General features: G+C 31.0%; 19 protein-coding genes. 7 read left to right on the top strand and 12 right to left on the bottom strand.

The window, feature by feature from the left end:
* The first annotated feature begins 284 nt into the window (after nucleotides 1-284).
* Nucleotides 285-1,745 carry an IMP dehydrogenase gene (guaB, locus tag BUA86_RS13290; protein ID WP_072933459.1) on the top strand — a complete coding sequence of 487 codons (1,461 nt, stop codon included), beginning with the start codon at nucleotides 285-287 and terminating at the stop codon, nucleotides 1,743-1,745.
* Nucleotides 1,746-1,872: 127 nt separating this feature from the next.
* Here guaB and BUA86_RS13285 read toward each other — a convergent pair whose 3' ends face one another.
* Together BUA86_RS13285 and BUA86_RS13280 are read right to left on the bottom strand one after the other, a co-directional pair.
* A complete protein-coding gene (locus BUA86_RS13285) occupies nucleotides 1,873-3,309 on the bottom strand; it encodes a SusD/RagB family nutrient-binding outer membrane lipoprotein (protein ID WP_072933450.1) in 1,437 nt (478 codons plus the stop codon).
* Between the two features lie 13 nt (nucleotides 3,310-3,322).
* Nucleotides 3,323-6,553 carry a SusC/RagA family TonB-linked outer membrane protein gene (locus tag BUA86_RS13280; RefSeq protein ID WP_072933448.1) on the bottom strand — a complete coding sequence of 1,077 codons (3,231 nt, stop codon included), beginning with the start codon at nucleotides 6,551-6,553 and terminating at the stop codon, nucleotides 3,323-3,325.
* Nucleotides 6,554-6,656: 103 nt separating this feature from the next.
* On the opposite strand from BUA86_RS13280, the gene BUA86_RS13275 reads away from it, so the two are divergent.
* On the top strand, nucleotides 6,657-7,253 hold the full coding sequence (locus BUA86_RS13275; RefSeq protein ID WP_072933446.1) for a ribonuclease HII: 597 nt from the start codon (nucleotides 6,657-6,659) through the stop codon (nucleotides 7,251-7,253).
* Between the two features lie 288 nt (nucleotides 7,254-7,541).
* On the opposite strand, the gene BUA86_RS13270 is transcribed toward BUA86_RS13275, so the two are convergent.
* The 4 genes from BUA86_RS13270 to BUA86_RS13255 form a co-directional block, all read right to left on the bottom strand.
* Entirely contained in the window at nucleotides 7,542-9,008 is a 1,467-nt protein-coding gene (locus tag BUA86_RS13270; RefSeq protein WP_072933444.1) for a SusD/RagB family nutrient-binding outer membrane lipoprotein, read from the bottom strand.
* A gap of 13 nt (nucleotides 9,009-9,021) precedes the next feature.
* The gene (locus BUA86_RS13265) at nucleotides 9,022-12,270 is read right to left on the bottom strand and encodes a SusC/RagA family TonB-linked outer membrane protein (protein ID WP_072933443.1); all 3,249 of its coding nucleotides are present in this window, start codon (nucleotides 12,268-12,270) and stop codon (nucleotides 9,022-9,024) included.
* A 355-nt stretch (nucleotides 12,271-12,625) separates the two neighbouring features.
* A complete protein-coding gene (gene coaD / locus BUA86_RS13260) occupies nucleotides 12,626-13,087 on the bottom strand; it encodes a pantetheine-phosphate adenylyltransferase (protein ID WP_072933441.1) in 462 nt (153 codons plus the stop codon).
* Complete coding sequence (locus BUA86_RS13255; RefSeq protein ID WP_072933439.1) at nucleotides 13,075-14,064, bottom strand: D-alanine--D-alanine ligase; 990 nt, start codon at nucleotides 14,062-14,064, stop codon at nucleotides 13,075-13,077. The genes coaD and BUA86_RS13255 overlap by 13 nt, the downstream gene beginning before the upstream one ends.
* 91 nt (nucleotides 14,065-14,155) lie before the next feature.
* On the opposite strand from BUA86_RS13255, the gene BUA86_RS13250 reads away from it, so the two are divergent.
* The 3 genes from BUA86_RS13250 (at nucleotide 14,156) to BUA86_RS13240 (ending at nucleotide 17,532) form a co-directional block, all read left to right on the top strand.
* Nucleotides 14,156-15,109, top strand: a complete 954-nt coding sequence (locus tag BUA86_RS13250; protein WP_072933437.1) for a PASTA domain-containing protein — start codon at nucleotides 14,156-14,158, stop codon at nucleotides 15,107-15,109.
* Nucleotides 15,110-15,119: 10 nt separating this feature from the next.
* Complete coding sequence (locus BUA86_RS13245; protein ID WP_072933436.1) at nucleotides 15,120-16,214, top strand: RluA family pseudouridine synthase; 1,095 nt, start codon at nucleotides 15,120-15,122, stop codon at nucleotides 16,212-16,214.
* 94 nt (nucleotides 16,215-16,308) lie between these two features.
* Nucleotides 16,309-17,532: a DEAD/DEAH box helicase gene (locus BUA86_RS13240; RefSeq protein WP_083580377.1), complete on the top strand. Its 1,224-nt coding sequence runs from the start codon at nucleotides 16,309-16,311 to the stop codon at nucleotides 17,530-17,532.
* Between the two features lie 65 nt (nucleotides 17,533-17,597).
* On the opposite strand, the gene BUA86_RS13235 is transcribed toward BUA86_RS13240, so the two are convergent.
* From BUA86_RS13235 to BUA86_RS13210, 6 genes are all read right to left on the bottom strand, one after another.
* A complete protein-coding gene (locus tag BUA86_RS13235; RefSeq protein ID WP_072933434.1) occupies nucleotides 17,598-18,206 on the bottom strand; it encodes a porin family protein in 609 nt (202 codons plus the stop codon).
* Between the two features lie 286 nt (nucleotides 18,207-18,492).
* Nucleotides 18,493-19,755 carry a CinA family nicotinamide mononucleotide deamidase-related protein gene (locus BUA86_RS13230; RefSeq protein WP_072933432.1) on the bottom strand — a complete coding sequence of 421 codons (1,263 nt, stop codon included), beginning with the start codon at nucleotides 19,753-19,755 and terminating at the stop codon, nucleotides 18,493-18,495.
* A 57-nt stretch (nucleotides 19,756-19,812) separates the two neighbouring features.
* Nucleotides 19,813-20,583, bottom strand: coding sequence for a GLPGLI family protein (locus BUA86_RS13225; protein WP_072933430.1), 771 nt, complete (start codon nucleotides 20,581-20,583; stop codon nucleotides 19,813-19,815).
* A gap of 88 nt (nucleotides 20,584-20,671) precedes the next feature.
* Nucleotides 20,672-21,523: a glycine betaine ABC transporter substrate-binding protein gene (locus BUA86_RS13220; protein WP_072933428.1), complete on the bottom strand. Its 852-nt coding sequence runs from the start codon at nucleotides 21,521-21,523 to the stop codon at nucleotides 20,672-20,674.
* 4 nt (nucleotides 21,524-21,527) lie between these two features.
* The gene (locus BUA86_RS13215) at nucleotides 21,528-22,352 is read right to left on the bottom strand and encodes an ABC transporter permease (protein ID WP_072933426.1); all 825 of its coding nucleotides are present in this window, start codon (nucleotides 22,350-22,352) and stop codon (nucleotides 21,528-21,530) included.
* A 1-nt stretch (nucleotide 22,353) separates the two neighbouring features.
* Entirely contained in the window at nucleotides 22,354-23,604 is a 1,251-nt protein-coding gene (locus BUA86_RS13210) for a quaternary amine ABC transporter ATP-binding protein (protein ID WP_072933425.1), read from the bottom strand.
* 619 nt (nucleotides 23,605-24,223) lie between these two features.
* On the opposite strand from BUA86_RS13210, the gene BUA86_RS13205 reads away from it, so the two are divergent.
* Both BUA86_RS13205 and BUA86_RS13200 read left to right on the top strand, forming a co-directional pair.
* Nucleotides 24,224-24,973, top strand: coding sequence for a hypothetical protein (locus tag BUA86_RS13205; RefSeq protein ID WP_072933424.1), 750 nt, complete (start codon nucleotides 24,224-24,226; stop codon nucleotides 24,971-24,973).
* A gap of 19 nt (nucleotides 24,974-24,992) precedes the next feature.
* Entirely contained in the window at nucleotides 24,993-25,964 is a 972-nt protein-coding gene (locus tag BUA86_RS13200; protein ID WP_072933423.1) for a hypothetical protein, read from the top strand.
* Nucleotides 25,965-25,967: the final 3 nt, after the last annotated feature.

The raw sequence follows: 25,967 nt of genomic DNA, 5'->3' as shown, positions 1-25,967 counted from the left end.
ATGTGGTAATGTGGTAATGTGGTAATGTGGTAATGTGGTAATGTGGTAATGTGGTAATGTGGTAATGTGGTAATGTGGTAATGTGGTAATGTGGTACAAATTTAAAAATTTCATCTATCAATAAACCAAAAACATAACAACTTAAATACATAAGAGTTTAAAACAAAGTATAATTCGTTCATTTTGATGTAAATAAATAGTCAATTTTTTAAATTTATTTTGACATTTTTCTAAATAATTTTGCAGGTAAAGTTTTTTCATCTAAATTTGCAATGCAAAAAGCAATGCCTTTAACAGACAAAATTCTACAAACAGGCTTCACTTTTGACGATGTGTTATTAGTGCCAGCATATTCAGAGATATTACCGAACCAAGTATCTCTTCAAACAAGATTCACAGACAATATTACACTTAATATTCCAATCGTATCTGCAGCAATGGATACAGTATCAGAAGCAAGATTAGCAATTGCATTAGCTCGTGAAGGAGGATTATCTTTTATTCATAAAAATATGACAATTGATGAGCAAGCAAGCGAAATAGAAATTGTTAAGCGCTCTGAAAATGGAATGATTACAGATCCTGTGACATTATCTCGTCAACATACATTACAAGATGCAGTAAGCTTAATGGAGAAATATAAAATCTCTGGTTTACCTGTTGTTGAAGATGATAAAACTTTAGTTGGAATTATTACGAATCGTGATATTCGTTACCAAGAAGACTTTAGTCAATTAGTAGAAGATGTAATGACAAAAGAAAATATTGTTACTTCTGATATTGATACAGATTTAAGAAAAGCGAAAGAAATTCTTTCTCGTCATCGTATTGAAAAATTACCTATCGTTGATGAAAACAATAAATTAATTGGTTTAATCACAATCAAAGACATCGATAATTTAACAGAATTCCCTAATGCATGTAAAGACTCTAAAGGTCGCTTACGTGTTGGTGCAGGTGTTGGTGTTGGTGCAGACACATTAGATCGTGTACAAGCATTAGTTAATAAAGGTGTTGATATTGTTGCATTAGATTCTGCACACGGACATTCTGCTGGAGTTTTAAGTAAAGTTGCTGAAGTAAGAAATGCTTTCCCAGAATTAGACATTGTTGGTGGAAACATTGTTACAGCAGAAGCTGCTAAAGCATTAATTGATGCTGGTGCAAATGCCTTAAAAGTTGGTGTTGGTCCTGGATCTATCTGTACAACTCGTGTTGTAGCTGGTGTAGGAGTTCCTCAATTATCTGCTATTCATGATGTTTACAACTATGCAAAAACACGTAATGTTTCAATTATCGGAGATGGTGGAATTAAATTATCTGGAGATATTGTAAAAGCTGTAGCTGCTGGAGCAAACTTAGTTATGTTAGGTAGTTTATTTGCTGGTACAGATGAAGCTCCAGGAGAAGAAATTATTTTCCAAGGACGTAAGTTTAAAGCTTACCAAGGAATGGGTTCTTTAGCTGCAATGAAACGTGGATCAAAAGATAGATATTTCCAATCTGATGCTAAAAAATTAGTTCCAGAAGGTATTGAAGGTCGTGTTCCTCATAAAGGATCTATTGCTGAGGTTGTTTACCAATTATGTGGTGGTTTAAGAGCTGGTATGGGATACTGTGGTACAGGAACTATTCAAGATTTAATAGAAAACGGAAAATTTGTTCGTATTACTGGTGCTGGTCTTAATGAATCTCATCCTCATGATGTGGTTATCACTAAAGAAGCTCCTAATTATTCGAACTAATTCGTATAAAATATTTAAGTATAAAAGCATCCAATAGGATGCTTTTTTTATGCTGCCTAAATTCAAAGCACAAAAAAGCCATCTCCTAAGAGATGGCTTAACTATGAGAAAATGTTATAATTTTATTTTAATTTACGTCCCAAAATAATTTGGTCGTTTGTTTATCTCCACCAATGGCAGAAGATGCTTGTTCATAATTTGTTTTGTTTAAGTTTCTTTCACGTATTGGATAAGTATATCTTGTTGGAACAGGATTTTTTGTTGCTTGTGGCAAGTTAAATGTTGGTGCATCTAAACGTCTCCAAACATTCCATCCTTCAAATCCTTTATTATACATTGCAATCCAAAATTGAGTACCAATTTTCTGTTTCCAATCTCCAGCTGCTGTTGCATATGCAACATTTGGTTGAGCTAAATAAGTATCTGCTTCTGCTGTTGTATTACCCCAAAATTCAAATGAAGCTTTGATAGCAGCATTGTAAAAACTTTCTGCTGTTCCGCCAACTGCAAAACCTCTTGCAGCAGCCTCAGCTAACATAAACTGAACTTCTGTGTAATCCAACAATGTTCCTGGATAACTCATACTTTCTAATGTTGCAGAAATTTGTGAATGTGTAGCGAAATTTGTTGCTCTACCATATTCACCTCCAACAAAAACTCCAGCACCTAAATTCTCTTTAAAAAATTTAGCTCTACGAGGATCATTTAAGGCATTCATGTCATCTACAATTGTATTCGCCGCAACGAAATCTTGACGGTCACTTTTAATTAAATCAATCCAAAGTGGATTTGTATAAGGCTCAGAACCTGTATAAACTAATGTGAAATTATCTGCTTGAGATGCAAATACTCCAGCATTTATTGCATTAGTAATTGTTGATTGTGCTAAAGCAGCATCAACATCTGATAATTGAATACCTAACTTTAATTGTAATGAAGCTCCAAATTTTTTCCATTTAGTCATATCTCCATTATAGATAATATCGTTACTTCCAAAACCAGCTGTTGAAGCATTAATTTTATTTGTAGACTCAATAGCTCTTTTTATTAAATCTTCATAAATAGTTTTTGCATCATCATATTTTGGATTAACCAATGTTACTCCTTGTAATGCTTCCGAGTATGGAATATTACCAAAAGTATCAACTAGCATTTGCCATGCTTGTACCTGTAATAAATCAATAACCGCAAGTTGATTATCTTTTTGGGCTTGATTTAAAGAAGTATCATTATTAACGATTTTTTTAGCTTCATTTAAATCATATAACACATTCATAGAAATTTCATTCCACAAATTATCACTAATTTGTCTTCCTTCTAAGTCATAGTTAGTTTCTTGTGTATATTGTGTTTCATTCCAATATTGTGAAACCAATCTAAATATATTTTGATTTACATTCGTTGAAATCATTCTATAGAAATAACTTGTTGTCGCTCCCGTTACTAAATAACTTGCTGGTACAACTTCAGGGTTTATCGGATCGTGATTTAAATTATCGTAATCCTCATCGGTACACGAGTTTAAAGCAAAAACCGTTACCAATCCTAATAATATCTTTTTCATTTAATACTTCTTTTTAAAATTGAACTCTAAGACTAGCTCCTATTTCTCTAATTGTTGGATGCGCTCCGGATTGATATCCTTGAATGTTACCAGCACTTAAACCTGCTTCTGGATCTGAGAATGGTACATTTTTATGAATTATCCATAAATTTCTACCTACAGCAGAAATAGATAATTTCTTAATAAATGTATTATCTAAGAATTTTTGAGGTAAATCGTACGTCAATGTTACGTTTCTTAATTTTACATAAGAAGCATCATATACGTGTGCTTGTCTTGGTGAAGTTCCACTTAAGTATCCCCAAGGGTTACCTTGACCATTACCATTACTAGCATCTACACGAATATCATTCGGCGTACCATCTTGCTTAACTCCTGGTAAAATAACTCCTCCTCCATTCGCTAAAGTATTACGTACTGGATTTCCTAAATCGTTCAATCCTGTTGTAAAGTTATCATACAATCCTGTTGCATAACCATAGAATGTATCAAGTGAAAAGACATCTCCTCCTTTTTGGAAATCTATTAAGAAACTTAAACTTAAGTTTTTATAAGAAACTGTATTCTTAACACCTCCTGTCCAATCAGGATTCATGTTCCCTATTTTAGTTGTTGTTGCAGAAGCCAAGTATTGACCATTGTCTCCAACTATTTTATTTCCATTATCGTCATAAACAAAACCAGTTCCTCTAATGATACCATAGGCTTCACCTACTTGCGCTCCAATAGAAATACCACCTTGTAAACTAGCTAACTGTAAGTAATCTACATCTCCAGATAATCTTAAAACTTCGTTTCTATTTCGAGCAAAGTTAAATCCTAAACGCCAAGAAAAATCTTCTGATTTAATTGGAATAATATTTAAAGAGGCTTCAATACCTTTATTCACCATATCTCCTGCATTCATAAAAACTGAAGAAGCTCCAGATGAAGAAGAAACATCTACTGGTGTAATTAAATCTGTTGTTTTTCTGTTATAATATGAAACATCAAATGTTACTCTATTTTTAAACATTGCCATCTCAAGACCAAATTCGTATTCAGTCATATTCTCTGGCTTTAAAAACTGATTTCTAAATTGAGCTGGGTTAGTTGCTGAACCAACTCCATTAAAAGAAGCATTTAATGTGTATACATTATACAAATTAAACATATCAGTATCATTACCCACTTGCGCGTAATTCGCTCTTACCTTACCAAAATTAATAAATGATCCTTTCATTAATTCTGAGAATACGAAACTTCCCGAAACAGATGGGTACCAATATCTATTTTGTTGTCCACTCCATAAACTTGAAGATCTATCGGTTCTTATCGATCCATCTAAGTAGAACATGTTGTAGAATCCTAAACTGGCTCTAGCATACATACCATCTACTTTCTTTGTTCCTTGAAATTGGCTAATATCAGAAGCTGTTAAAGCATTTCTTGAATTTGCCAATGTATATAAACCAGGAATACTTAAACCTCCATTAGTTGTTCCTATAAAACGATCTATTTTTTCTACACGTAAATTCCAACCAGCATTGGCATCTAAACTAATATTATCTGTAAGTTGTTTGTTTACATTTAACATTACATCATAGTTATTTTCAGATACAGACTGCTTAAAGTACATATATTCTCCTAAAGATCCCGCAGACCCTACTGCTACTCTACCTTCTCTTAACTCATCATAATTATCGAAAGAGTAACGACCTGCTAAGCTTAACCAATCATTAATTTTATACTCTAATCCTGCATTACCTGTGTAACGATCACGCGAGTCATTTTGATAATTTTGGTAACGTGTCCAATAATAATTATCAGTATACTGAGGACTATTATCAGAGAAGCTTTTAACATTCCAAGTAGCATTTCTTCCTGTTAAATTGTAAGCTTGTTCTTGCTCTTTTAAATCAACATTTGTTTGCCACCATTGACGGAAAGACTGCATTGGATTTAATCCATCGTAACCAGTACCTACACGTCCTCTACCTTTATTATTTGTATAAATAATATTTGCAGTAGCTTTTAATTTATCTGTTAACTTGTAATCTCCTCCAAAACTTAATGTATTTCTTTTTAGCTCACTATTTACTAAATTTCCATTTGTTAAGTTATTCGTAAAACTAACTCTAAAACCTCCGTCTTCATTACTACCAGAAAATGAGGCTGTGTTAACATAAGTTGAAGAAGTTCCCCAAATACTGTTAGGGTCATTTTTTGCAGCAACCCAAGGTGTCGCTATTCCATAATTTGGTAAACCTTCGTACAATGAATTCCATTGATAAACCATTAAATTTGGATCAAAAGCTGCTCCATAAGAAGCATCTGCTCCAAATTGAGTTGTCAAAGATCCATTTGGTCCTGCATTAAAATATGGATTTGAAGTTGAAGATCCATCAGGTCCATAACCCGCACCATACTTCTTTTGGTATCGTGGTAATGTAGATTTATCTGCAGTACCAACTGTAATTGCTGAATTAAATTCTACTCCAATACCTTTGTTCTTTTTACCACGTTTAGTCGTAATCATAATAACCCCGTTTTGACCACGAGACCCATAAAGAGCTGTCGCTGCAGCACCTTTAAGTACATTTAATGTCTCAATGTCATTTGGGTTAATATCAGAAGCCGCATTACCATAATCAAACCCTCCTCTACCTGTTGTTTGATCTGCAGTATTATACGTTCCATTATTAATAGGTGTTCCATCCACTACAACTAATGCCTGATTGTTACCAGTAATAGAACTAAAACCTCTAATAATCATATTAGATGATCCTCCCATTGTACCAGAAGATTTAATATCTAAACCTGCTACTTCTCCTGATAATGCATCTGCAAAATTTGATAATGGAACTGCCGACACGGTTTCTCCCGTAACTTGTTGCGTTGCATAACCTAAAGACTTTTTGTCTCTTGTTATACCTAATGCTGTAACTACAGCACCTTCTAACTCAACTGTTTCTGTTACTTTTAAGGAGATGTTGTACTCATTGCTAGCTCCTACTGTGAAAGATTGTGATGGTAGACCTATTGCCTCTACAGAAACTAGGTCTCCTTGTTTGGCTTGAATACTGAAATTACCATCTTCATCTGTGATGGCTTCCTGTCCTGACGTAGTTTTTACGACAGCATCGGATACGCCAAGGCCATAAGAATCGGTTACTTTACCCGTAACCGTCTTTTCTTGTGAGTACAAAGAAGACGCAAAAAGTAATCCTCCAAGTACAAACAAGTTCTTTAAATTTCTCCTCATTTGTTAAAACATTTTTTAAAACTATCATAAACTTAAGATTTCTGTAACATTTACCAAATTTAATTATCATAAAGTTTTTTAATTTTGTGAAAAATAAAGAAAATTGAATAAAGTTTTATCAAATCAAGAATTCGAGATTGGATGCGACGAAGCGGGCAGAGGCTGTTTGAGTGGACCCGTTGTTGCGGCAGCTGTTATTTTAGGAAATAGTTTTGAAAATGATATTATAAATGACTCGAAACAGCTTTCTGAAAAGAAGAGAAACTCATTAAGAACATTTATAGAAGAGAATGCTCTATTTTGGGCTGTAGGTATTGTTAGCCCAAAAGAAATAGATGAAATAAATATTTTAAATGCTAGTTTTTTAGCGATGCACAGAGCTATTGATCAATTAAATTGTCAAAAAGATTTGATAATCGTTGATGGAAATCGCTTTACTGCTTATCAAGATATTCCACACGAATGTATCGTTAAAGGAGACTCTAAGTTTATGAATATCGCAGCGGCATCTATTTTAGCAAAAACTTACCGAGATGAATACATGGAAAAAATTCATGAAGAGTTTCCGATGTACAATTGGAAAAAGAACAAAGGGTATCCAACAAAAGATCATCGTGCAGCTATAAAAGAATTTGGTGTAACACCATATCACCGATTATCTTTTAAATTATTACCAGATCAATTAAGTTTGGATATATAATAGTTATGTATAAAAAATATCACCACCTCAAAAGAGGTGATGATATTTTTTTAATTTTTCCCTGTATAACATATACTATATATTTAATACAAAGAATGTAGTTCTTTAATGTGCAATACAGATTATTTGTATTTAATATATTTTCTTTTTTTATTCATGACTATTTAATTGTTATCATATGAATTCATATGCCCTTCGGGGAATCTTGATAAAAAAAAGAAAATTAGCTAAATATTTAAAATACAATATCTGAAAATCTAAACAAGTTCATTATAATAATATTTATTATTAATTAACGTCCCAAAATAATTTGGTTGTTTGCGTATCTCCTCCTATTGCAGAAGATGCTTGATTATGATTTGTAGCATTTAAATTTCTTTCACGTATTGGATAAGTATATCTTGTTGGAACAGGATTTTTTGTTGCTTGTGGTAAATTAAATATTGGTGCATCTAAACGTCTCCAAACATTCCATCCTTCAAATCCTTTATTATACATTGCAAGCCAAAATTGAGTACCAATTTTCTGTTTCCAATCTCCAGCTGCTGTTGCATACGCAACATTTGGTTGCGCTAGATAAGTATTTGCTTCTACTGTAGTATTACCCCAAAACTCAAATGATGCTCTAATTGCAGATTCATAGAAACTTTCAGCTGTTCCACCAACTGCAAAACCTCTTGCTGCAGCTTCAGCCAACATAAATTGAACTTCTGTATAATCTAATAATGTTCCTGGATAGCTCATACTTTCTAATGTTGCAGAAATTTGAGTATGACCTGCAAAAGCAGTTGCTCTACCATATTCTCCTCCAACGAAAACTCCTTCTCCTAGATTTTCCTTAAAAAACTTCGCTCTACGAGGATCATTTAAAGTATTCATTTTATCTACAATTGTATTCGCCGCAACAAAATCTGTACGTCCACTTTTAATTAAATCAATCCATAATGGATTTGTGTAAGGTTCAGAACCTGTATAGCGTAATGTAAAATTATCCGCTTGAGATGAAAATACACCAACATTTACCGCATTTGCAATCGTAGATTGTGCTAAAGAAGCATCAACATCTGATAATTGAATACCTAATTTTAATTGTAATGAAGCTCCGAATTTTTTCCATTTAGACATATCACTATTATAAGTGACAATTCCATTTTCTGTTGTGTAATAAATTATATCAGACTTAAGAAATCCAGGAGAATTTACATCAATGGCATTTGTTGATTTAATTGCTCTCTTTATTAAATCTTCATAAATAGTTTTTGCATCATCATATTTTGGATTAAGGTTATCTTTACCTTGTAGTGCTTCCGAGTATGGAATATTCCCAAAAGTATCAATTAAGGTTTGCCAAGCTTGGACTTGTAATAAATCGATAATTGCAAGTTGATTCGCTTTTTCTTCTTTATCCAAATCTTCATTTAATTCAACTCTCTTTCTTGCATCATCTAAATTATACAAGACTTTCATATTTATTTCATTCCACAAATTATCACTAATAGATCTTCCTTCTAAGTCATAATTTGTTTCTTGTGTATATTGGGTTTCATTCCAATATTGTGAAACCAATCTAAATATATTTTGATTTACATTCGTTGAAATCATTCTATAGAAATAACTTGTTGTCGCTCCCGTTACTAAAAAACTAGCAGGTACATCTTCTGGATTTTTTTGATCGTGATTTAAGTTATCGTAATCTTCATCGGTACACGAGTTTAAAGCGAAAACCGCTACCAATCCTAATAATATCTTTTTCATTTAATTCTTCTTTTTAAAATTGAACTTTAAGGCTCGCTCCTATTTCTCTAATTGTTGGATGCGCTCCGGATTGATATCCCTGAATATTACCAGAGCTTAAACCAGCTTCTGGATCTGAGAATGGTACATTTTTATGAATTATCCATAAATTTCTACCTACAGCAGAAAGAGATAATTTCTTAATAAATGTGTTATCTAAAAATTTTTGAGGCACATCGTACGTCAATGTTACATTTCTTAATTTAACAAATGAAGCATCATATACGTGCGCTTGTCTTGGTGAAGTTCCTCCCAAATACCCCCATGGGTTTCCTTGTCCACTACCACTACTAGCATCTACACGAATATCATTCGGTGTTCCATCTTGCTTAACTCCTGGTAAAATAACTCCTCCTCCATTCGCTAAAGTATTACGTACTGGATTTCCTAAATCATTTAAGCCTGTTGTAAAATTATCATACATACCTGTTGCATAACCATAGAATGTATCAAGAGAAAAGACATCTCCTCCTTTTTGGAAATCAATTAGAAAACTTAAACTTAAATTTTTGTAAGAAATTGTATTTTTAATTCCTCCAGCCCAATCAGGGTTCATGTTTCCTATTTTAGTTGTTGTTGCAGAAGCTAAATATTGACCATTGTCTCCAACAACTTTGTTTCCATTATCATCATAAACAAAACCTGTCCCTCTAATGACACCATAAGCCTCGCCTAATTGCGCTCCTATAGAAATACCACCTTGTAAACTAGCTAGCTGTAAATAATGTACATCTTCAGATAATTTGGTCACCTTATTTCTGTTTCTTGCAAAGTTGAACCCTACTCGCCAAGTAAAATCTTCAGATTTAAATGGAACTACATTTAATGAAACTTCAATACCTTCATTCACCATGTCTCCAGCATTCATAAAAACTGAAGAGGCTCCAGATGAAGAAGATCCATCTACTGGTGTAATTAAATCTGTTGTTTTTCTATTATAATACGAAACATCAAATGTTACTCTGTTTTTAAACATTGCCATCTCAAGACCAACTTCATATTCAGTCATGTTCTCTGGTCTTAAAAACTGATTTTTAAATTGATCTGGGTTAATTGCTGAACCTATTCCATTAAATGGAGCATTTAATGTGTACACATTATACAAGTTAAACATATCGGTATCGTTCCCCACTTGCGCGTAATTGGCTCTTACCTTACCAAAATTAATAAATGATCCTTTTAGTAATTCTGAGAAAACGAAACTTCCCGAAACAGATGGATACCAATATCTATTTTGTTGTCCACTCCATAAACTTGAAGATCTATCCGTTCTTATCGATCCATCTAAATAGAACATATTATAAAAACCTAAACTTACTCTAGCATACATGCCATCTACTTTCTTTGTCCCTTGAAATTGACTAATATTAGCTGATGTTAAACCAATTGCAGAGTTACTTAGAGCATATAAACGAGGTATTAACAAACCTCCATTAGTAGTACTTATAACACGTTCATTTTTTTCGACACGTAAATTCCAACCCGTATTACCATCTAAAGTAATATTATCTGTAAGCTTTTTGTTGAAGTTTAGCATTACATCGTAGTTATTTTCGGAAACAGATTGTTTGAAGAGCATATACTCACCTAAAAAACCTGATCCCGCAGATCCTACTGCAATTCTTCCCTCTCTTAATTCATCATAATTATCAAAAGCGTAACGTCCCGTTAAACTCAGCCAATCATTAATTTTATAATCTAAAGACACATTACCTGTATAGCGGTCACGCGAATCATTTTGATAATTTTCGTAACGCGTCCAGTAAAAATTATTCATATACTGAGGAGTAGTATCATTAAAACTTTTGGTATTCCAAGTAACATTTTTTCTTGTTAGTAGATAGGCTTGTTCTTGTTCTTTTAAATCGACATTTGTTTGCCACCATTGGCGGAAAGGAAGCATAGGATTTAATCCATTATACCCAGTACCTATTCGTCCTCTACCTTTATTGTTTGTGTAAATAATATTTGCAGTAGCTTTTAATTTATCTGTTAATTTATAATCTCCACCAAAACTTAATGTATTTCTTTTTAACTCACTATTTGCTAAATTTCCATCAGTCAAGTTATTGGTAAAACTAACTCTAAAGCTACCATCTTCGTTACTACCAGAAAATGATGCCGTATTTACATAAGTTGTAGAAGTTCTCCAAATACTATTCGGGTCATTTTTTGCAGCAACCCATGGAGTTGCTCTTCCGTAATTTGGTAAACCTTCGTACAATGAATTCCATTGACGAACCATTAAATTCGGATCAAAAGCGGCTCCATAAGAAGCATCAGCTCCAAACTGAGTTACAAAAGCATTATCTGGTCCTACTGTAAAATAAGGATTATCTGGATGTCCTCCTTCTGAAATATTTAATTGATTGTATCCAGCTCCATATTGTTTTTGGTAACGTGGTAATGTAGATTTATCCGCAGTACCAACTGTAATTGCTGAATTAAATTCTACTCCAATACCTTTGTTCTTTTTACCACGTTTAGTCGTAATCATAATAACACCATTTTGACCACGAGAACCATAAAGTGCTGTTGCCGCAGAACCTTTAAGTACATTTAATGTCTCAATGTCATTTGGGTTAATATCAGAAGCTGCATTACCATAATCATAACCTCCTCTACCTGTTGTTTGATTGGTAGTATTGTATGTTGCATTATTAATAGGTGTTCCATCCACTACAACTAATGCCTGATTACTACCAGTAATAGAACTAAAACCTCTAATAATCATGTTAGATGAACCTCCCATTGTACCAGAAGATTTAATATCTAAACCTGCTACTTCTCCTGATAATGCATCTGCAAAATTTGTTAAAGGAACTGCTGACACCGTTTCACCCGCAATCTGCTGTGTTGCATACCCTAACGATTTTTTATCTCTTGTAATTCCCAAAGCTGTAACTACAGCATCAGCTAAATCAACAGTTTCTGTTGGTTTTAGAGAGATTTTGTACTCATTACTAACTCCTACTGTGAAAGATTGTGATTGTAGACCTATTGCCTCTACAGAAACTAGGTCTCCTTGTTTGGCTTGAATACTAAAATTTCCATCTTCATCTGTGATAGCTTCCTGTCCTAATGTAGTTTTTACAACAACATCAGAAACTCCAAGCCCATAAGAATCGGTTACTTTACCCGTAACCGTCTTTTCTTGTGCATACAAAGAAGATCCTAAAAGTAAGCCTCCAAGTAAAAATAAGCTCTTTAAATTTCTTCTCATTTCTTTAATATTTTTAAATTATCATAATGATAATATTTATAAAATATCAAGTCGTTTAAAACCGTTTAATCTTAAACATTTTATCAATATATTAAAAAAATTAAGAAAAAAATAAGAAATTAACAACCATTAAAGTCAATACAATAAAATAGAGAAAACAATCTAAAAATGAAGCTTTTACAAGCATAACCACTATTGCTTTTTTAGAAATTTTTTAAAACTCTAAGCGTTTTTAAAAAATTAAAATTGCAATAAGAAGTATGCTTTTTTTGAGATTAAAAAAGTAAGATAAAAAGAGAAGCAGTATTACAAATTTGTAATACTGCTTCTCTTTTTATCTTGTTTATAATTTTATTTAAATTCTTACGGTATCCGGAACTAATATCTCGTACTTTCCTCCATTTCGCATGACATCTCTTACAATACTTGAACTGATATAAGCTTTACCAGAAGAAGTTAATAGAAATATAGTCTCAACATTATGATTTGTAATTGCTCTATTGGTATGTGCAATTGCTTTTTCAAATTCGAAATCGGCAGGATTACGAAGTCCTCTTAATATAAATTGAGCATTTTCTTCTCTGCAAAAATCAACAGTTAAACCTTTATAAGCTTTTACTTCTACATTTTTAAATTTTGCAACTGACTCTTCAATAAACTTAATTCTTTGTTCTAAAGAAAACATGTAATTTTTAGAAGAATTAGTACCAATTGCAACAATAATTTTATCAAATAAAGGAACTGCTCTTTCTATAATATCTAAATGTCCTAGTGTAATTGGATCAAAAGATCCAGGAAAAACGGCTACTCTGTCCATGGTGATTTTCTATTAAGTGCTAATTCTATTTCACTATCCATTAATTTTGTTAAAGTAATACCTGCATAAGTGGCTTGTTGAGGAAAAATACTTGCTGGTGAAAATCCTGGCAATGTATTCATTTCTATAAAATGTGGTTCTCCGTTAACTATGATATATTCTGATCTAGAAAAACCAGACATGTTTAAACAATCGTATGCTTTGGCTGAAATTTCTCTAACTCTTTCTTCAACTTCTGCTGTTAAACGAGCTGGTGTTATTTCGTCTGATAAACCATTGTATTTTGCATCATAGTCAAAAAAGTCTGTATGTGATACAATTTCTGTAATTCCTAAAACTGTTGTTTCTCCTTTAAAATTTAAAACACCAACAGAAACTTCAATTCCATCTAAAAAAGATTCTATTAAAACTTCTCTATCTTCATGAAAAGCTTTTTCCATTGCAGCTTCAAAATCTTCTGCTTTATGAACTTTTGATATTCCTAAACTAGAACCTGATCTATTTGGCTTTACAAAACAAGGTAATCCTACTTTATTAATAATTTCTTCTACAGAATAATTATCTCCTTTATTAATATAAACAGATTGTGCATGTGGAATTCCATATTTGCTTAGAACAGCAATACAATCTTTCTTATTAAAAGTTAATGCAGATTGATAAAAAGGACACCCATTATAAGGCAAACCTATCATTTCGAAATATGCTTGTAAAAATCCGTCTTCTCCCGGAGTACCGTGAATAGTATTAAAAACGACATCGAAATTTATTTTTTCTCCATCTTTCTCAAAAGAAAAATCTCCTTTATTAATAGGGTATTTTACCTCATCAATTTCAGCGTACCAACCATCGTTAAGGATTCTAACCCTTGTTCTGTCGTACTTTTCTGGATTTAAATTCGCATAAATTAACTCGCAACTTTTAAGCGAAATAACGCTTTCATCCGAGTATCCACCTGCTACAACTGCAACTTTTAACATTTTTAACTTAAAATTTATTCAAATATAGAACTTTGACATCAATCATAAATATTATTTTTAAACTATATTTGTGCGACAATATATCATTTCAATGAGAGGAGTAAAATCAATCAGTCAAATTTTGCTTAATGTAGTTATCGTTATCGCACTATCTTATGGGCTTTATCATTTTATTTTTAATGTTTGGTTAGATTCATATACCAACCATGGCGAATTTGTTGATGTTCCAGATTTATCTAAGATGAATGTAACTGATGCTACAGCTAAGTTAGAAGAACTTGGATTAACATACGAAGTAGACAGTTCTCGTTTTGACCCAAATACAAAACCTTTTGCTATTATGGATTTTTATCCAGCAGCACAATCTAAAGTAAAAGAAGGACGTCGTATTTTTATTAAATCGAATCCAAAAACATATCGTCCTGTAGAATTACCAGATTTAATTGGTAAATCTAAGCGATTAGCATTTACACAATTAGGAATTTCTGGATTAAAAATTGGAAAAATTATTTATGAACCAGATTTAGCTAAAGATGCTGTTCTTAAAATATTATACAATGGTAAAATAATTAAAGCTGGTGAGCAATTACCACGATTTGCTACTGTTGATTTAGTTTTAGGAAGAGGTATGTTAGCAGGTGTACGTATGCCTAATTTGGTTAATATGACATTATCAGAGGCTAAACAATCTATTAAAGATAATTTCTTTGAAATAGGACAAATTAAATTTATTGGAGGATCTAATGATACAATAAACGCTCGTGTTGTTTATCAATTTCCTTTTGCTACAGATACTTACGATCAAGGACAACCTATTGATATTTGGTTATCAACAGAACCTAGAGAGAAAATTAGAGCTCAATTAAAAGAGTTAGATGTTCAGTACAAGAACTTTGGTGAGGATACAATTAGCGGTTCTCAATACAGAGATATTCTTAGACAAAAAGCTGAACAGCAAATAAAAAATTTACAAGAACAAAATAATCCTGTGGAGCAAAGACCTGTAGAAACACCAAAAGCTCCAGAAGAGGTTATTATTGAATAGAAAAGAATAAATGACAGAAGATTTAGAAGACTTCTTACAAGAAGAAGACGACAATAAATTATACGAACATTTCTCAATAACGGTTGACAAAGGTCAATCGTTATTGCGTATAGATAAATTCTTGATGGTTCGCATTGAGAATGCTACACGAAATAAAATACAGCAAGCTGCTGAGAATGGAAATATTTTAGTAAATAACGAACCTGTAAAATCTAACTACAAGGTAAAACCTGATGATTTTATTCAGATTATGTTAGAAAATCCTCCTCGCGAAAATGAGGTGATAGCAGAAAATATTCCGATTAAAATTGTTTTCGAAGACGACCAAGTTGTTGTAATAGATAAAGAACCAGGAATGGTTGTACATCCAGGTCATGGTAATTATACTGGAACTTTAGTAAATGCATTAAAGTTTCATTTTGATAATTTACCTTCTATGTCAGACCAAATGGAACGTCCAGGACTTGTTCATAGGATAGATAAAGATACGAGTGGATTATTAGTTATTGCAAAAACAGAAATTGCAATGACTTCTTTAGCTGAGCAATTTGCAGATCACTCTACAGATCGTTTATATAATGCAATTGTTTGGGGAGTTTTAAAAGAAGACGAAGGTACAATTACTGGTCATATTGGTCGTCATTTAAAAGACAGAATGCAAATGACTGTTTTTGAAGATGGTTCTCAAGGAAAACATGCGGTAACACATTATAAAGTAATTGAAAACTTTTCGTATGTTACTTTAGTTGAATGTAAATTAGAAACTGGACGTACACACCAAATTCGTGCGCATTTTAAACACATTGGTCATCCATTATTTAATGATGCTCGTTATGGTGGAGATAATATTTTAAAAGGAACAACATTTAACAAATACAAGCAATTTGTTGATAACTGTTTCAAAGCTTGTCCACGTCAGGCATTACACGCACGTACTTTAGGATTTAATCATCCTACTACAGGAGAAAGAATGTCTTTTGAATCTCCACTTCCTGCGGACTTCTTAGATATTATAGATCGTTGGAGAAATTATTCTATTAATTCTGTTCATGCTCAAGAACAAGATGCTCCAATAGATAGAAACGCAAAAGAATTAGAAGATTAATTTATAATTATAAATACAAAAGCACTTCATTTAGGAGTGCTTTTATTTTCAATATAATAATCAATTATAGATTGATTAAAACATACTCATATTAATGAATTTTACAGAATTAAATATAATAGAACCAATTCTAAAAGCAATTGATGAAGCTGGTTATACAGAACCAACAGAAATTCAGAAACAATCTATTCCAATTGTTTTAGAAGGAAACGATATTATTGGTTGTGCACAAACTGGAACTGGAAAAACTGCATCTTTTGCTATTCCTATTCTTCAGAATTTAACGAATAAGCCTAAGAAAACGAAAGGAATTCGTACTTTAATCCTAACACCAACAAGAGAGTTAGCGGTACAAATTGATGATAATTTTAAATTATACAGTAAAAACTTACCTATCCGTCATTTAGCAATTTTTGGTGGAGTTAATCAGAAACCACAAATTAGTACAATAAAAAACGGAATTGATATTTTAATTGCAACTCCTGGTCGTTTATTAGACTTAATAGGTCAAGGTTATATCAAACTAAATCAATTAGAAATTTTGGTTTTAGATGAAGCTGATCGTATGTTGGATATGGGATTTGTAAACGATATTAAAAAGATATTGAAATTAGTTCCAGAAGAAAGACAGACATTATTCTTTTCGGCTACAATGCCAAAGCCTATTAGAAAATTTGCTCATAGCGTTTTAAGAAGACCAAAAGAAGTAAATGTGACGCCTGTTTCTTCTACAGCAGAAACGGTTGAACAATTTGTTTATCATGTTGACAAAGACAATAAAGTTGAGTTATTAGTTCAGATTTTAAAAGAAAATCCAGAAGAAAGAACTTTAATCTTTACTCGTACTAAACATGGTGCAAATAGATTGGTTAGACACTTAGAAAAAGTTGGAATTCCTGCTGCTGCCATTCATGGAGATAAATCTCAAAATGCAAGACAACGTGCATTAAATGAATTTAAAGAAGAAAAATTAAAAGTTTTAATTGCAACTGATATTGCTGCGAGAGGAATTGATATTGATATGTTACCTTATGTTATCAATTTCGAGTTACCAAATGTTCCTGAAACGTATGTACACCGTATTGGTAGAACTGGTCGTGCTGGAAAAGAAGGTAAAGCGATTTCTTTTTGTGCGCCTGATGAAAAAGGTGATTTGATAAATATTGAAAAACTAATTGGACGTTATGTTAATGTTCTAAAAACGCCTAAAATGGAAAAGAAGCCATCTTCTTCTAGTTCTACTAATAAAACAACGAATTCTGGAGCTAAAAAAGAGTTTTTCAAGAAGAAAAATGACCGAAACAGAAGAAGAAAATAAAATACTAGTTTAGAATTTCTAACTATAAAATGAATCACTTCCCTTGGGAAGTGATTCATTTGTTTTTAAAATATTGTATAATTGATTCCCAATGCGATATTAAAAACTTTTATATCGTAAGGTAAATTATCTGAAATTGGTGTTATTCCCCATGTAAACCTAAATCCAGTACTCAGTTTTTCATTAATTTGATATCCTGCTCCTATTGCAACATTAAATTGTAGAGCATTAATATCTTTTAAATCTGAATCATTTTTGAAACCTGCTTCTTCATTTTCATTTCTTATTTTTCCACTTAATAAATATGTAAGTTCTGGACCTATTTCTCCATAAATTTTATTTGGTTGATAACGTAAAAGCAAAGGCAATTTAATGTAATGCAATTGATACTTATAATCCATCATTAAAGAATTTTCTGCAATTCCTGACGGAGCTAAAACATCTAGGTTTCTGATATTTTGATAAGAATATGTTAACTCTGTCTGAAATGAAAATTTATCATTTAAACTTGTTCTGTAGTAAAATCCAGCATATGCTCCATAACCATTTTGATTGTCACCGATTTTAGCATTCGTAATTCCAGAAGTTTGTCCACCAGCTGTTACTCCAAAAGAGTTTTGAGCAAAATTAAAACTAGCTAATAAAATAAAACTTAAAGCAATTATTTTTTTCATATTCTATATTTTTCAATTATAATCTTGCTTTACAACAATCTGTCATGTTGAGCTTGTCGAAACATTTTATAAAATTCTATTCTTTCTATTTACTACTCAACTAGTTTAAATCTGTCATCCCGAGTAAAATTCTATTAGAATTTAGTATCAAGAAATAAGTCTATTCATTCCTTATTTAAGTTTATTTGTCTAAGTTCTCGATACAATTTTTATTCATTTCATTTCTAAAAATCACTCGAACTGACAAATTAGAAATTATTTAATAAAAAAACCTGTTGAGATAGAACTAAGATAATTCTTTTTGAATGAATTGAATTGCTAAATTCAATGCATTATTCGAAACAGTTTTTATAAAATCCTCTCTATCCATATAAGGATAAAAATAACTTCTAGTAATTGTTTTTTCTCCATTTGTTACAGCTACCCATGCTGTACCAACATCTTTTCCGTCCTCTCCTTTATTTGGACCTGCCACTCCTGTTGTAGAAATTGCAATATCCGTATTTAAAATGGTACGTACTCCTTTAGACATTTGTTCAGCAACTTGCTCCGATACAACTGTAAATTTATCTATATCATCTGCATTAACTCCCAAAACAGATGTTTTTACATTTGTTGCATATGCTACAACACTTCCATTAAAGTAAGAAGAACTACCCGAAATTGACGTAATTAAACTTGCTATATTTCCTCCCGTACAACTTTCTGTTGTAGAAATTGTTAAATTATTTTGTTTTAAAATATCACCTAAAACACGTTGCGCTTTTCCAGAATTTTCTGAAATAAGATATTGCCCAGCAATCACTTTAAATTTATTAATTTCTTGCTGAATACTTTCTTTTAAATAAACCTCATCTATTCCTGTTGCTGTAAAGCGTAAATCTATTGAGGTACGATTTGGTAAATAAGCTAAATGAATATAATCTGGTAATTGGTTTTCCCAATCTTCTAACAAAATAGCTAAATCACTTTCGGAGATTCCAGTAACTAGAATATCACGATGAACAATAACATCTGCCTCAAATTTATTTTTTAATCGTGGTATTATATCATCCAAAACCAATCCTTTCATTTCAAATGGAACACCAGGAAGATTAATAATAATTTTATCTTCAAAATCTGTCCATAAACATGGAGCTGTTCCATATTTATTTTGGATAAATTTAGATTTTTCTGGTATTAATGCTTGTTCTTGATTTAGATTATTAAGCTCCTTCGTATAACCACGCGCTTCAAATAATTGAATAATATTTTCTATTACTTTTTCTTCTCTTACTAATTCGCAATTTAAAAATTGACATAATGCAGCTTTCGTTTTATCGTCTTTTGTTGGTCCTAAACCACCCGTTACAATAATGATATTGGATTTAGTAATTCCTCTTTGAAAAGCCTCTATAATGTGAATCATTTCATCTTGAACAGATAAAATTTCTTCGACTTGTATTCCTATTTTATTTAATTGTTTTGCAATAAATGCAGAATTGGTATCTACAATTTGCCCTATTAGTATTTCGTCACCTATTGTTAATAACGTTGCTTTGATTTTCATGTATAAAAAAAACTTACTCGAATGTAGTAAGTTTTCTTTTTAAGTAAGTGATTAATTTTATTTTTTATCAACGCCATCGTTATCATTATACAAGGCATTTAGTTTATTATTTGCTTCTTCCCATACAGCATTTAATTCTGAAAATTTTACAACTTTACCTTTAGTTGGTTTAACTAACTTAGAGTTCTTTTTTAATGGTTTTATTTTCGATGATTTCCAAGAAACCAGAACTTCTCCTTCATCTTCCACTTCGAATTTATAATGTAATTCTAGAATTAGTCCATTTGTTCCGTAAAATATATCAGGAGAATAATTATATTTTATTGATGGAGCGTACCAAGCTATTAAATCATATTTTCCTTGTTTTGCTACTGCTTCTTTTACTTTTATACCTAAAATTTCTTTCGTTTTTCCTGTATCTTGAAAATTTACTTTATAAATAGAATCATAGGCTAGATACTTATCATCATATACATCTGTATTTGCCCAAAATTTATTTTCTTTATAATCTATAAAAGCATTTTTACCAAAAGTTGGTGCAAATTTAGAAACAAATATATTTTGTTCTGTTTGTGAATTATTTATTCTTGTTTCATGCGTAGAAGAACTAAAATTTTCATCGAATATAAATTTATAATTCTCTACAGGAGGGTTTTTATTTAATTCGATCAAAATCTGACGATCTTTAGGATCCTCTTCCCATTCCTCGAACCATTTTAATCCTTTTTCATTGTAATGAGTTTGCACTTGTACATCGAAGCTTACTTCGTAGAATTGCGCTTGCATAAAACTCGAAACAAGTATAAATAATAGTATTATTTTTTTCATAAATTATTGTGTGATATAAAAATATGAAAATGATTTAAATAAAAAAGTCTTATAAAATTATGTTTTTATAAGACTTTTTAAAATTCTATTATTTCTTTAACCAAGAGTTAACCAGCTTAGAGTTTTTCTTCACCCATTCTTTTGCGGTTTCTTCTTTGTTGGTACTACCTTCCATTTCGGTAACTAAATCTGTCATTTCATCATCATCAAAATAGATTTTAGAGAAAAAACTCATTAATTCTGGATGATCTTTTCCAAAACTTTTTCTACTATACGTTCTTATTTGTTCTGTTTCACCAAATGATTTTTTAGGATCTTCAAGAAATTTCAGTTCCATTTTACCAAACATCCAATGCGGTTTCCAACCTGCAACAACAATCCATTCTTTGTTTCTAATTGCATTTTGTAACTCAGTAATCATGGCAATTGTTGAAGAATTAATCTGTTTATAATCTAATTGATAATCAACGATAGATTGTTCTGTTGCTTTTGTCATTCCAGCACCTTTTTCAATTCCTATAATTTGATGACGAAACTTATCTTTAAATTGATTAAGCTGTTCAATAGAATTTATAGGAACATAATCTGGTATTACAAGACCTATTCTTCCATTCTCGTAATTTGTACCAAGTTCAACTAGATTTGGAAATTTAGCAACTTTTGTAGCATGAGTATAAGGTAACCAAACACCCATAAACAAATCCGTATCTTCATTATTCATAGAAGCTAAAATCATATCGGTAGAAGCTTTTTGTATAATTACATGATAACCTTTTTCATCTAAAATTGCTTTAGCAACATGTGTCATCGCTACATCTTCTGCCCATCCATCTACCATTCCTATTGTAATGTATTTTGAATTATTAGCATTACGACATGAATAAAAAATGGTTATAATAAGTGTAAAAATAGCGAAGATAGTATAGGTATATTTTCTCATAATTCTATTTTTTCTTTACAAAACCTTGTGTTATCCTATCTAATATTATAGCAAGAATTACAACTGATAATCCACTCTCAAAACCTAGACCAATATCAAGATTATTAATTCCTTCTAATACTTTTTCTCCTAAACCTCCTGCAGCAATCATACCCGCAATAACCACCATTGATAACGATAAAAGAATGGTTTGATTAATTCCTGTTAAAATTGTTTTTGCAGCTAAAGGAAGCTCTACTTTAAATAATATTTGCTTATTAGTAGCACCAAAAGAACGTGCGGCTTCTACAATATCTTTGGGAACAGATTCTATTCCTAATGTTGTTAACCTTACAGCTGGTGGCATTGCAAAAATAATTGTTGCAAATGCTCCTGGAACTTTACCAATACTAAAAAATAAAACAGCAGGGATAAGGTAAACAAACGCAGGCATGGTTTGCATTAAGTCTAATAACGGGTGAATAAATTTTTCTGCCAATTTACTTTTTGCTGCCCAAATTCCTAATGGAATAGAAAAAATAAGCGCTGTTAATGTCGCAACAAATATAAGTGCAAGTGTTTCCATTGTTTCTTTCCAAAATCCCATGAAATAAATAAGTAGAAATCCTGCAATTGTCATAACTGTTATTCCTTTACCAGCTTTCCAAAAAGCTAATAATGCAAATATTAAAATAACCACATAAAATGGCAATGATAATAAAGTCCATTCAACACCAATAATAGATGAATTTCCAATATTTTTTATGACGTCAAATACAGGTTTTCCATTTTCTGTTAGCCAGTTAATAGCAATTTCTACGTATTGTCCTAAATTGATTGTTTTCTCCATTTTATTGATTGTTTGCAATTTCTTTTAATTCAATTATTTCTTCTTCATTAAACTTTGTAGCTTCTATAACTAATGACGTCTGTGAAACTATTCCTAAAATTTTATTCTGTTCATTTATAACAGCAATAGGAGATTTATTACCCGAAATAAGTGGTAACATTTCCTCTACTGTAGCATCACTATAAACTGATGGAACATCGCTATTTATAATCGCTTCTACTGTTGGCTCTTTCTTTCTAGCACTAATTACGACATCTGCTAAACTTACAAATCCTAAAAAATTATTATGCACATCAACAACTGGTAAAATATCTAAACTTGTAGAACGCATTTTTCTTAATGCTCCTTCAGGACCATCTTTTCTAAAACGAACAACTGTAGGTTTTTCGAACATTAAAGAACCTGCAGTAATAATTGTTTTTCTATCCACTTTCTCTACAAAGGCTTTAACATAATCACTCTTAGGATTGGTTAAAATATCCTCTGCCGTTCCTATTTGTTCTATAACTCCATCTTTCATGATTACAATACGATCTCCAATTTTTATGGCTTCATCTAAATCATGTGTAATAAAAACGATTGTTTTTTGTAATGTATCTTGCAATTCGAGTAGCTGATCTTGCATTTCTGTTTTTATTAAAGGATCCAAAGCAGAAAAAGCCTCATCCATTAATAAAACCTCAGGATCATTGGCTAATGCTCTTGCCAAACCAACTCGCTGTTGCATACCTCCTGATAATTGAGATGGTAATTGATTTTCAAAACCATTTAATCCAACAATGTCTAATGCTTTTTGTGCTTTTGCTTCTCGAGAAGATTTTTCTTCTCCTCTAATTTCTAAACCAAAAGCTGCATTATTTAAAACAGTTTGATGAGGTAGTAATCCAAACTTCTGAAAAACCATACTCATTTCTGTTCTTCTAACCTGTAGTAAATCTTTATTATTCTTATCTGTTATATTATCATTATTAATATAAACCTTTCCAGATGTAGGTTCATTTAGCCTATTTAAGCAACGAAGTAATGTAGATTTTCCACTTCCAGATAATCCCATAATTACAAAGAATTCTCCTTCGTAAATCTCAAAATTGGCTTTGTTTATACCAACTGTACAGCCAGTTTGTTCAAGAATTTCTTTTTTAGAAAATCCTTTATCCAATAATTCTTGAGCTTTCTCTTTTTGTTTTCCGAAAATAATGGTTAAATCTTCGACTTTTAGTTTTACTTTTCTATTACTCTCTTTATTTTCCATTATAGAAATTTTGATTAAACATTTTGTCAAAACACGGTTGAATAGTAATCATAAGGCACAACACACCTAATAATTTCATTAATATCAAAAACAATACCTTACACTAAAAATCATATTTTATAAAATATAATTTTTATGCTTACAGTTTTTACACCATTTAAAAGATTTTTCCCTCGATCGATTAAGGGTTGTCTATGTAAAAAGAGAAACTCTTTTTATAGAATCAGAAATTAAATTATCAGTATTGATAATGAACAAGTATTTATATCGAACAACTTGAATTTTATATGTAAATAAATATTTACAAATAAAAGCGCAACAATTACGCACAACTTCTTTTGACATTGCAAAGTTACAAATTATATATTAAAGTGTTATTTCTGAATAAAAAACATTGATTTATAGCACTTTCGGACAATTCTTAAATAATTTTATTCCAATTCACCTTATTACATTTCAAAGTGATATTTATTTTCACATTAAAAGTGAATATGTTAAATAATTAAAATTGGCTTTCAGTTATTTTTTAAAGGAAATTAAAAATTTTAATTTAGCCCTACTTAAAGTAAAATCAGACTATAAAAAATTAAATAATTCTCTATAATAAAATCAATACAAAATGATATTTTTTTATACTCAATATGAGCATATTCTAGGACGAAAATTTATTACTGGAACGTTAAAAAAAGAAAATCAACCTCAACAATTCGAGTTATATATTATAACTCCTGGAACTAAATTTTTAGGTTTGCCAATGGGAGGAGGTTTAGTAAAACTATCTCGTTTATACACGATGAACGGCGAATTAATTCATGCTAGAAATTATTCTCCTGAAATTAAAAATGAAGTTAAAAAATTAAAGAAAACCTTAAAAATTCCTTATTTCAAATTATGGAAAGGTTACTTAATCATATTAGCTATTGTATCTGTTGCAGCAGTAATTTTCGCAATCAACAATAAAATAAAAGCGAATAAATATAATGACCAAACGACTCATTTAAATGAAGCTTTAAATAATTTAAAAGCTGGGCAATTATATGGTGCAACTTTCTTTACAGATGCAGAAGGAAATAGCATAAATGGTTTACCACAAGGTTGGATAAAGATTGAAAAAATTGAGGGTGATACAATTTTTGTAAAACGTTCTTTAAAAACAGAAACTGATAAAGCGTTGTTTGAAATGGAAAATATTTCTAAATTTAAACCTACAACAGAAAACGAATGGAATTCTCATGTAGAGAAAATTAATTATCCGTTGCTAAAAAAAGGGTTACAAGAAAAGGATAATGATCGATTTGATCTTTTATATATTGGGAAAGATAACGAGAAGTATTCTGGTGTAACGATATCATTAAAAGGTGCTGAATAAGTAAATAAAACAATTTATTATGGGAAAGTTTTTCACTTACTTTTGGGTTGTATTCATTATGTATTTCATTTTTGCCCATCCGGCAATTATTTATTACTCAACTGTATCATATTCCGACTTAGCGAATGTTAACGGTAAAACATCTTTAATCTATTTAGGTATAAGTTTGTTATTATGGATTAGTGTATTTGGAATTACTTTTTATCTTATTTACAAAAGCTCTTTTCTCACACAGAAAAATATTGCCTATTTATTAAGATATGGAAAAAGAGTTGAAGCTAAAATTATTGAAGCTAAAACAGCTGTATTACAAAATAAAAAATTTGCTCATAAAAAATTGGTTTTAGAATTAAAGAATTTTAATCGTGATACCATTTTACATTCTTTAGAAATTAATGATTCTCGTCCACAAGAAAATCGATACGAAGAAGGAAACTGGATTACATTAATCATTGACGAAAATTTTAAGAAAGCTCCTTACATTACTTTAGATGGAATAAAAACCAAAGTCAATTATTCTCTCTATTTTATTTGGTTATTTTTTCTTGCAGCAATCATTAGTTACTATGTTTACAGTTACAAAACAGAAAACTTTGGGTATGGATGGCGATTTTTAAGTTTTGAACATCCATTAATTATATCTCCATTGGTTATATTTTTTATTGGTTTTATATTCTGGTTAATCTTTGTTAAGTTAATGGGAAAATTTTCTTTTAGAAATAAATCTTCATTAGAATTAAAATTTAAAGGTCAAAAGACAATAGCTAAAATTATTAGTGCCGAGCAAACTGGAACTTATATTAATAATCAACCACAAGTAAAATTTGAACTAACTTACACTGATATTTCTGGAAAGATACATCATAACTCAATTAAAAAAATTGTATCTCTTATGGAAATTGGAAACTTACAACAAAAAGAAAAAGAGATTTTTTATTTGATTGATGATCCTAATACAATTGCATTTACTGATGATTTATATGAAATTTAACAG

This window comes from Chishuiella changwenlii (assembly GCF_900142565.1).
GTDB classification, from domain to species: Bacteria; Bacteroidota; Bacteroidia; order Flavobacteriales; family Weeksellaceae; genus Empedobacter; species Empedobacter changwenlii.
This window is presented reverse-complemented; position numbering and strand designations above follow the sequence as displayed.

What these genes read in the sequence shown, in the direction of transcription:
- BUA86_RS13205 (WP_072933424.1), top strand. Translation starts at nt 24,224, where the DNA reads ATGATATTTTTTTATACTCAATATGAGCATATTCTAGGACGAAAATTT.
- BUA86_RS13200 (WP_072933423.1), top strand. Translation starts at nt 24,993, where the DNA reads ATGGGAAAGTTTTTCACTTACTTTTGGGTTGTATTCATTATGTATTTC.
- coaD (WP_072933441.1), bottom strand. Translation starts at nt 13,087, where the DNA reads ATGGACAGAGTAGCCGTTTTTCCTGGATCTTTTGATCCAATTACACTA.
- BUA86_RS13210 (WP_072933425.1), bottom strand. Translation starts at nt 23,604, where the DNA reads ATGGAAAATAAAGAGAGTAATAGAAAAGTAAAACTAAAAGTCGAAGAT.
- BUA86_RS13240 (WP_083580377.1), top strand. Translation starts at nt 16,309, where the DNA reads ATGAATTTTACAGAATTAAATATAATAGAACCAATTCTAAAAGCAATT.
- BUA86_RS13220 (WP_072933428.1), bottom strand. Translation starts at nt 21,523, where the DNA reads ATGAGAAAATATACCTATACTATCTTCGCTATTTTTACACTTATTATA.
- BUA86_RS13265 (WP_072933443.1), bottom strand. Translation starts at nt 12,270, where the DNA reads ATGAGAAGAAATTTAAAGAGCTTATTTTTACTTGGAGGCTTACTTTTA.
- BUA86_RS13250 (WP_072933437.1), top strand. Translation starts at nt 14,156, where the DNA reads ATGAGAGGAGTAAAATCAATCAGTCAAATTTTGCTTAATGTAGTTATC.
- BUA86_RS13235 (WP_072933434.1), bottom strand. Translation starts at nt 18,206, where the DNA reads ATGAAAAAAATAATTGCTTTAAGTTTTATTTTATTAGCTAGTTTTAAT.
- BUA86_RS13280 (WP_072933448.1), bottom strand. Translation starts at nt 6,553, where the DNA reads ATGAGGAGAAATTTAAAGAACTTGTTTGTACTTGGAGGATTACTTTTT.
- guaB (WP_072933459.1), top strand. Translation starts at nt 285, where the DNA reads ATGCCTTTAACAGACAAAATTCTACAAACAGGCTTCACTTTTGACGAT.
- BUA86_RS13215 (WP_072933426.1), bottom strand. Translation starts at nt 22,352, where the DNA reads ATGGAGAAAACAATCAATTTAGGACAATACGTAGAAATTGCTATTAAC.
- BUA86_RS13245 (WP_072933436.1), top strand. Translation starts at nt 15,120, where the DNA reads ATGACAGAAGATTTAGAAGACTTCTTACAAGAAGAAGACGACAATAAA.
- BUA86_RS13225 (WP_072933430.1), bottom strand. Translation starts at nt 20,583, where the DNA reads ATGAAAAAAATAATACTATTATTTATACTTGTTTCGAGTTTTATGCAA.
- BUA86_RS13255 (WP_072933439.1), bottom strand. Translation starts at nt 14,064, where the DNA reads ATGTTAAAAGTTGCAGTTGTAGCAGGTGGATACTCGGATGAAAGCGTT.
- BUA86_RS13230 (WP_072933432.1), bottom strand. Translation starts at nt 19,755, where the DNA reads ATGAAAATCAAAGCAACGTTATTAACAATAGGTGACGAAATACTAATA.
- BUA86_RS13270 (WP_072933444.1), bottom strand. Translation starts at nt 9,008, where the DNA reads ATGAAAAAGATATTATTAGGATTGGTAGCGGTTTTCGCTTTAAACTCG.
- BUA86_RS13285 (WP_072933450.1), bottom strand. Translation starts at nt 3,309, where the DNA reads ATGAAAAAGATATTATTAGGATTGGTAACGGTTTTTGCTTTAAACTCG.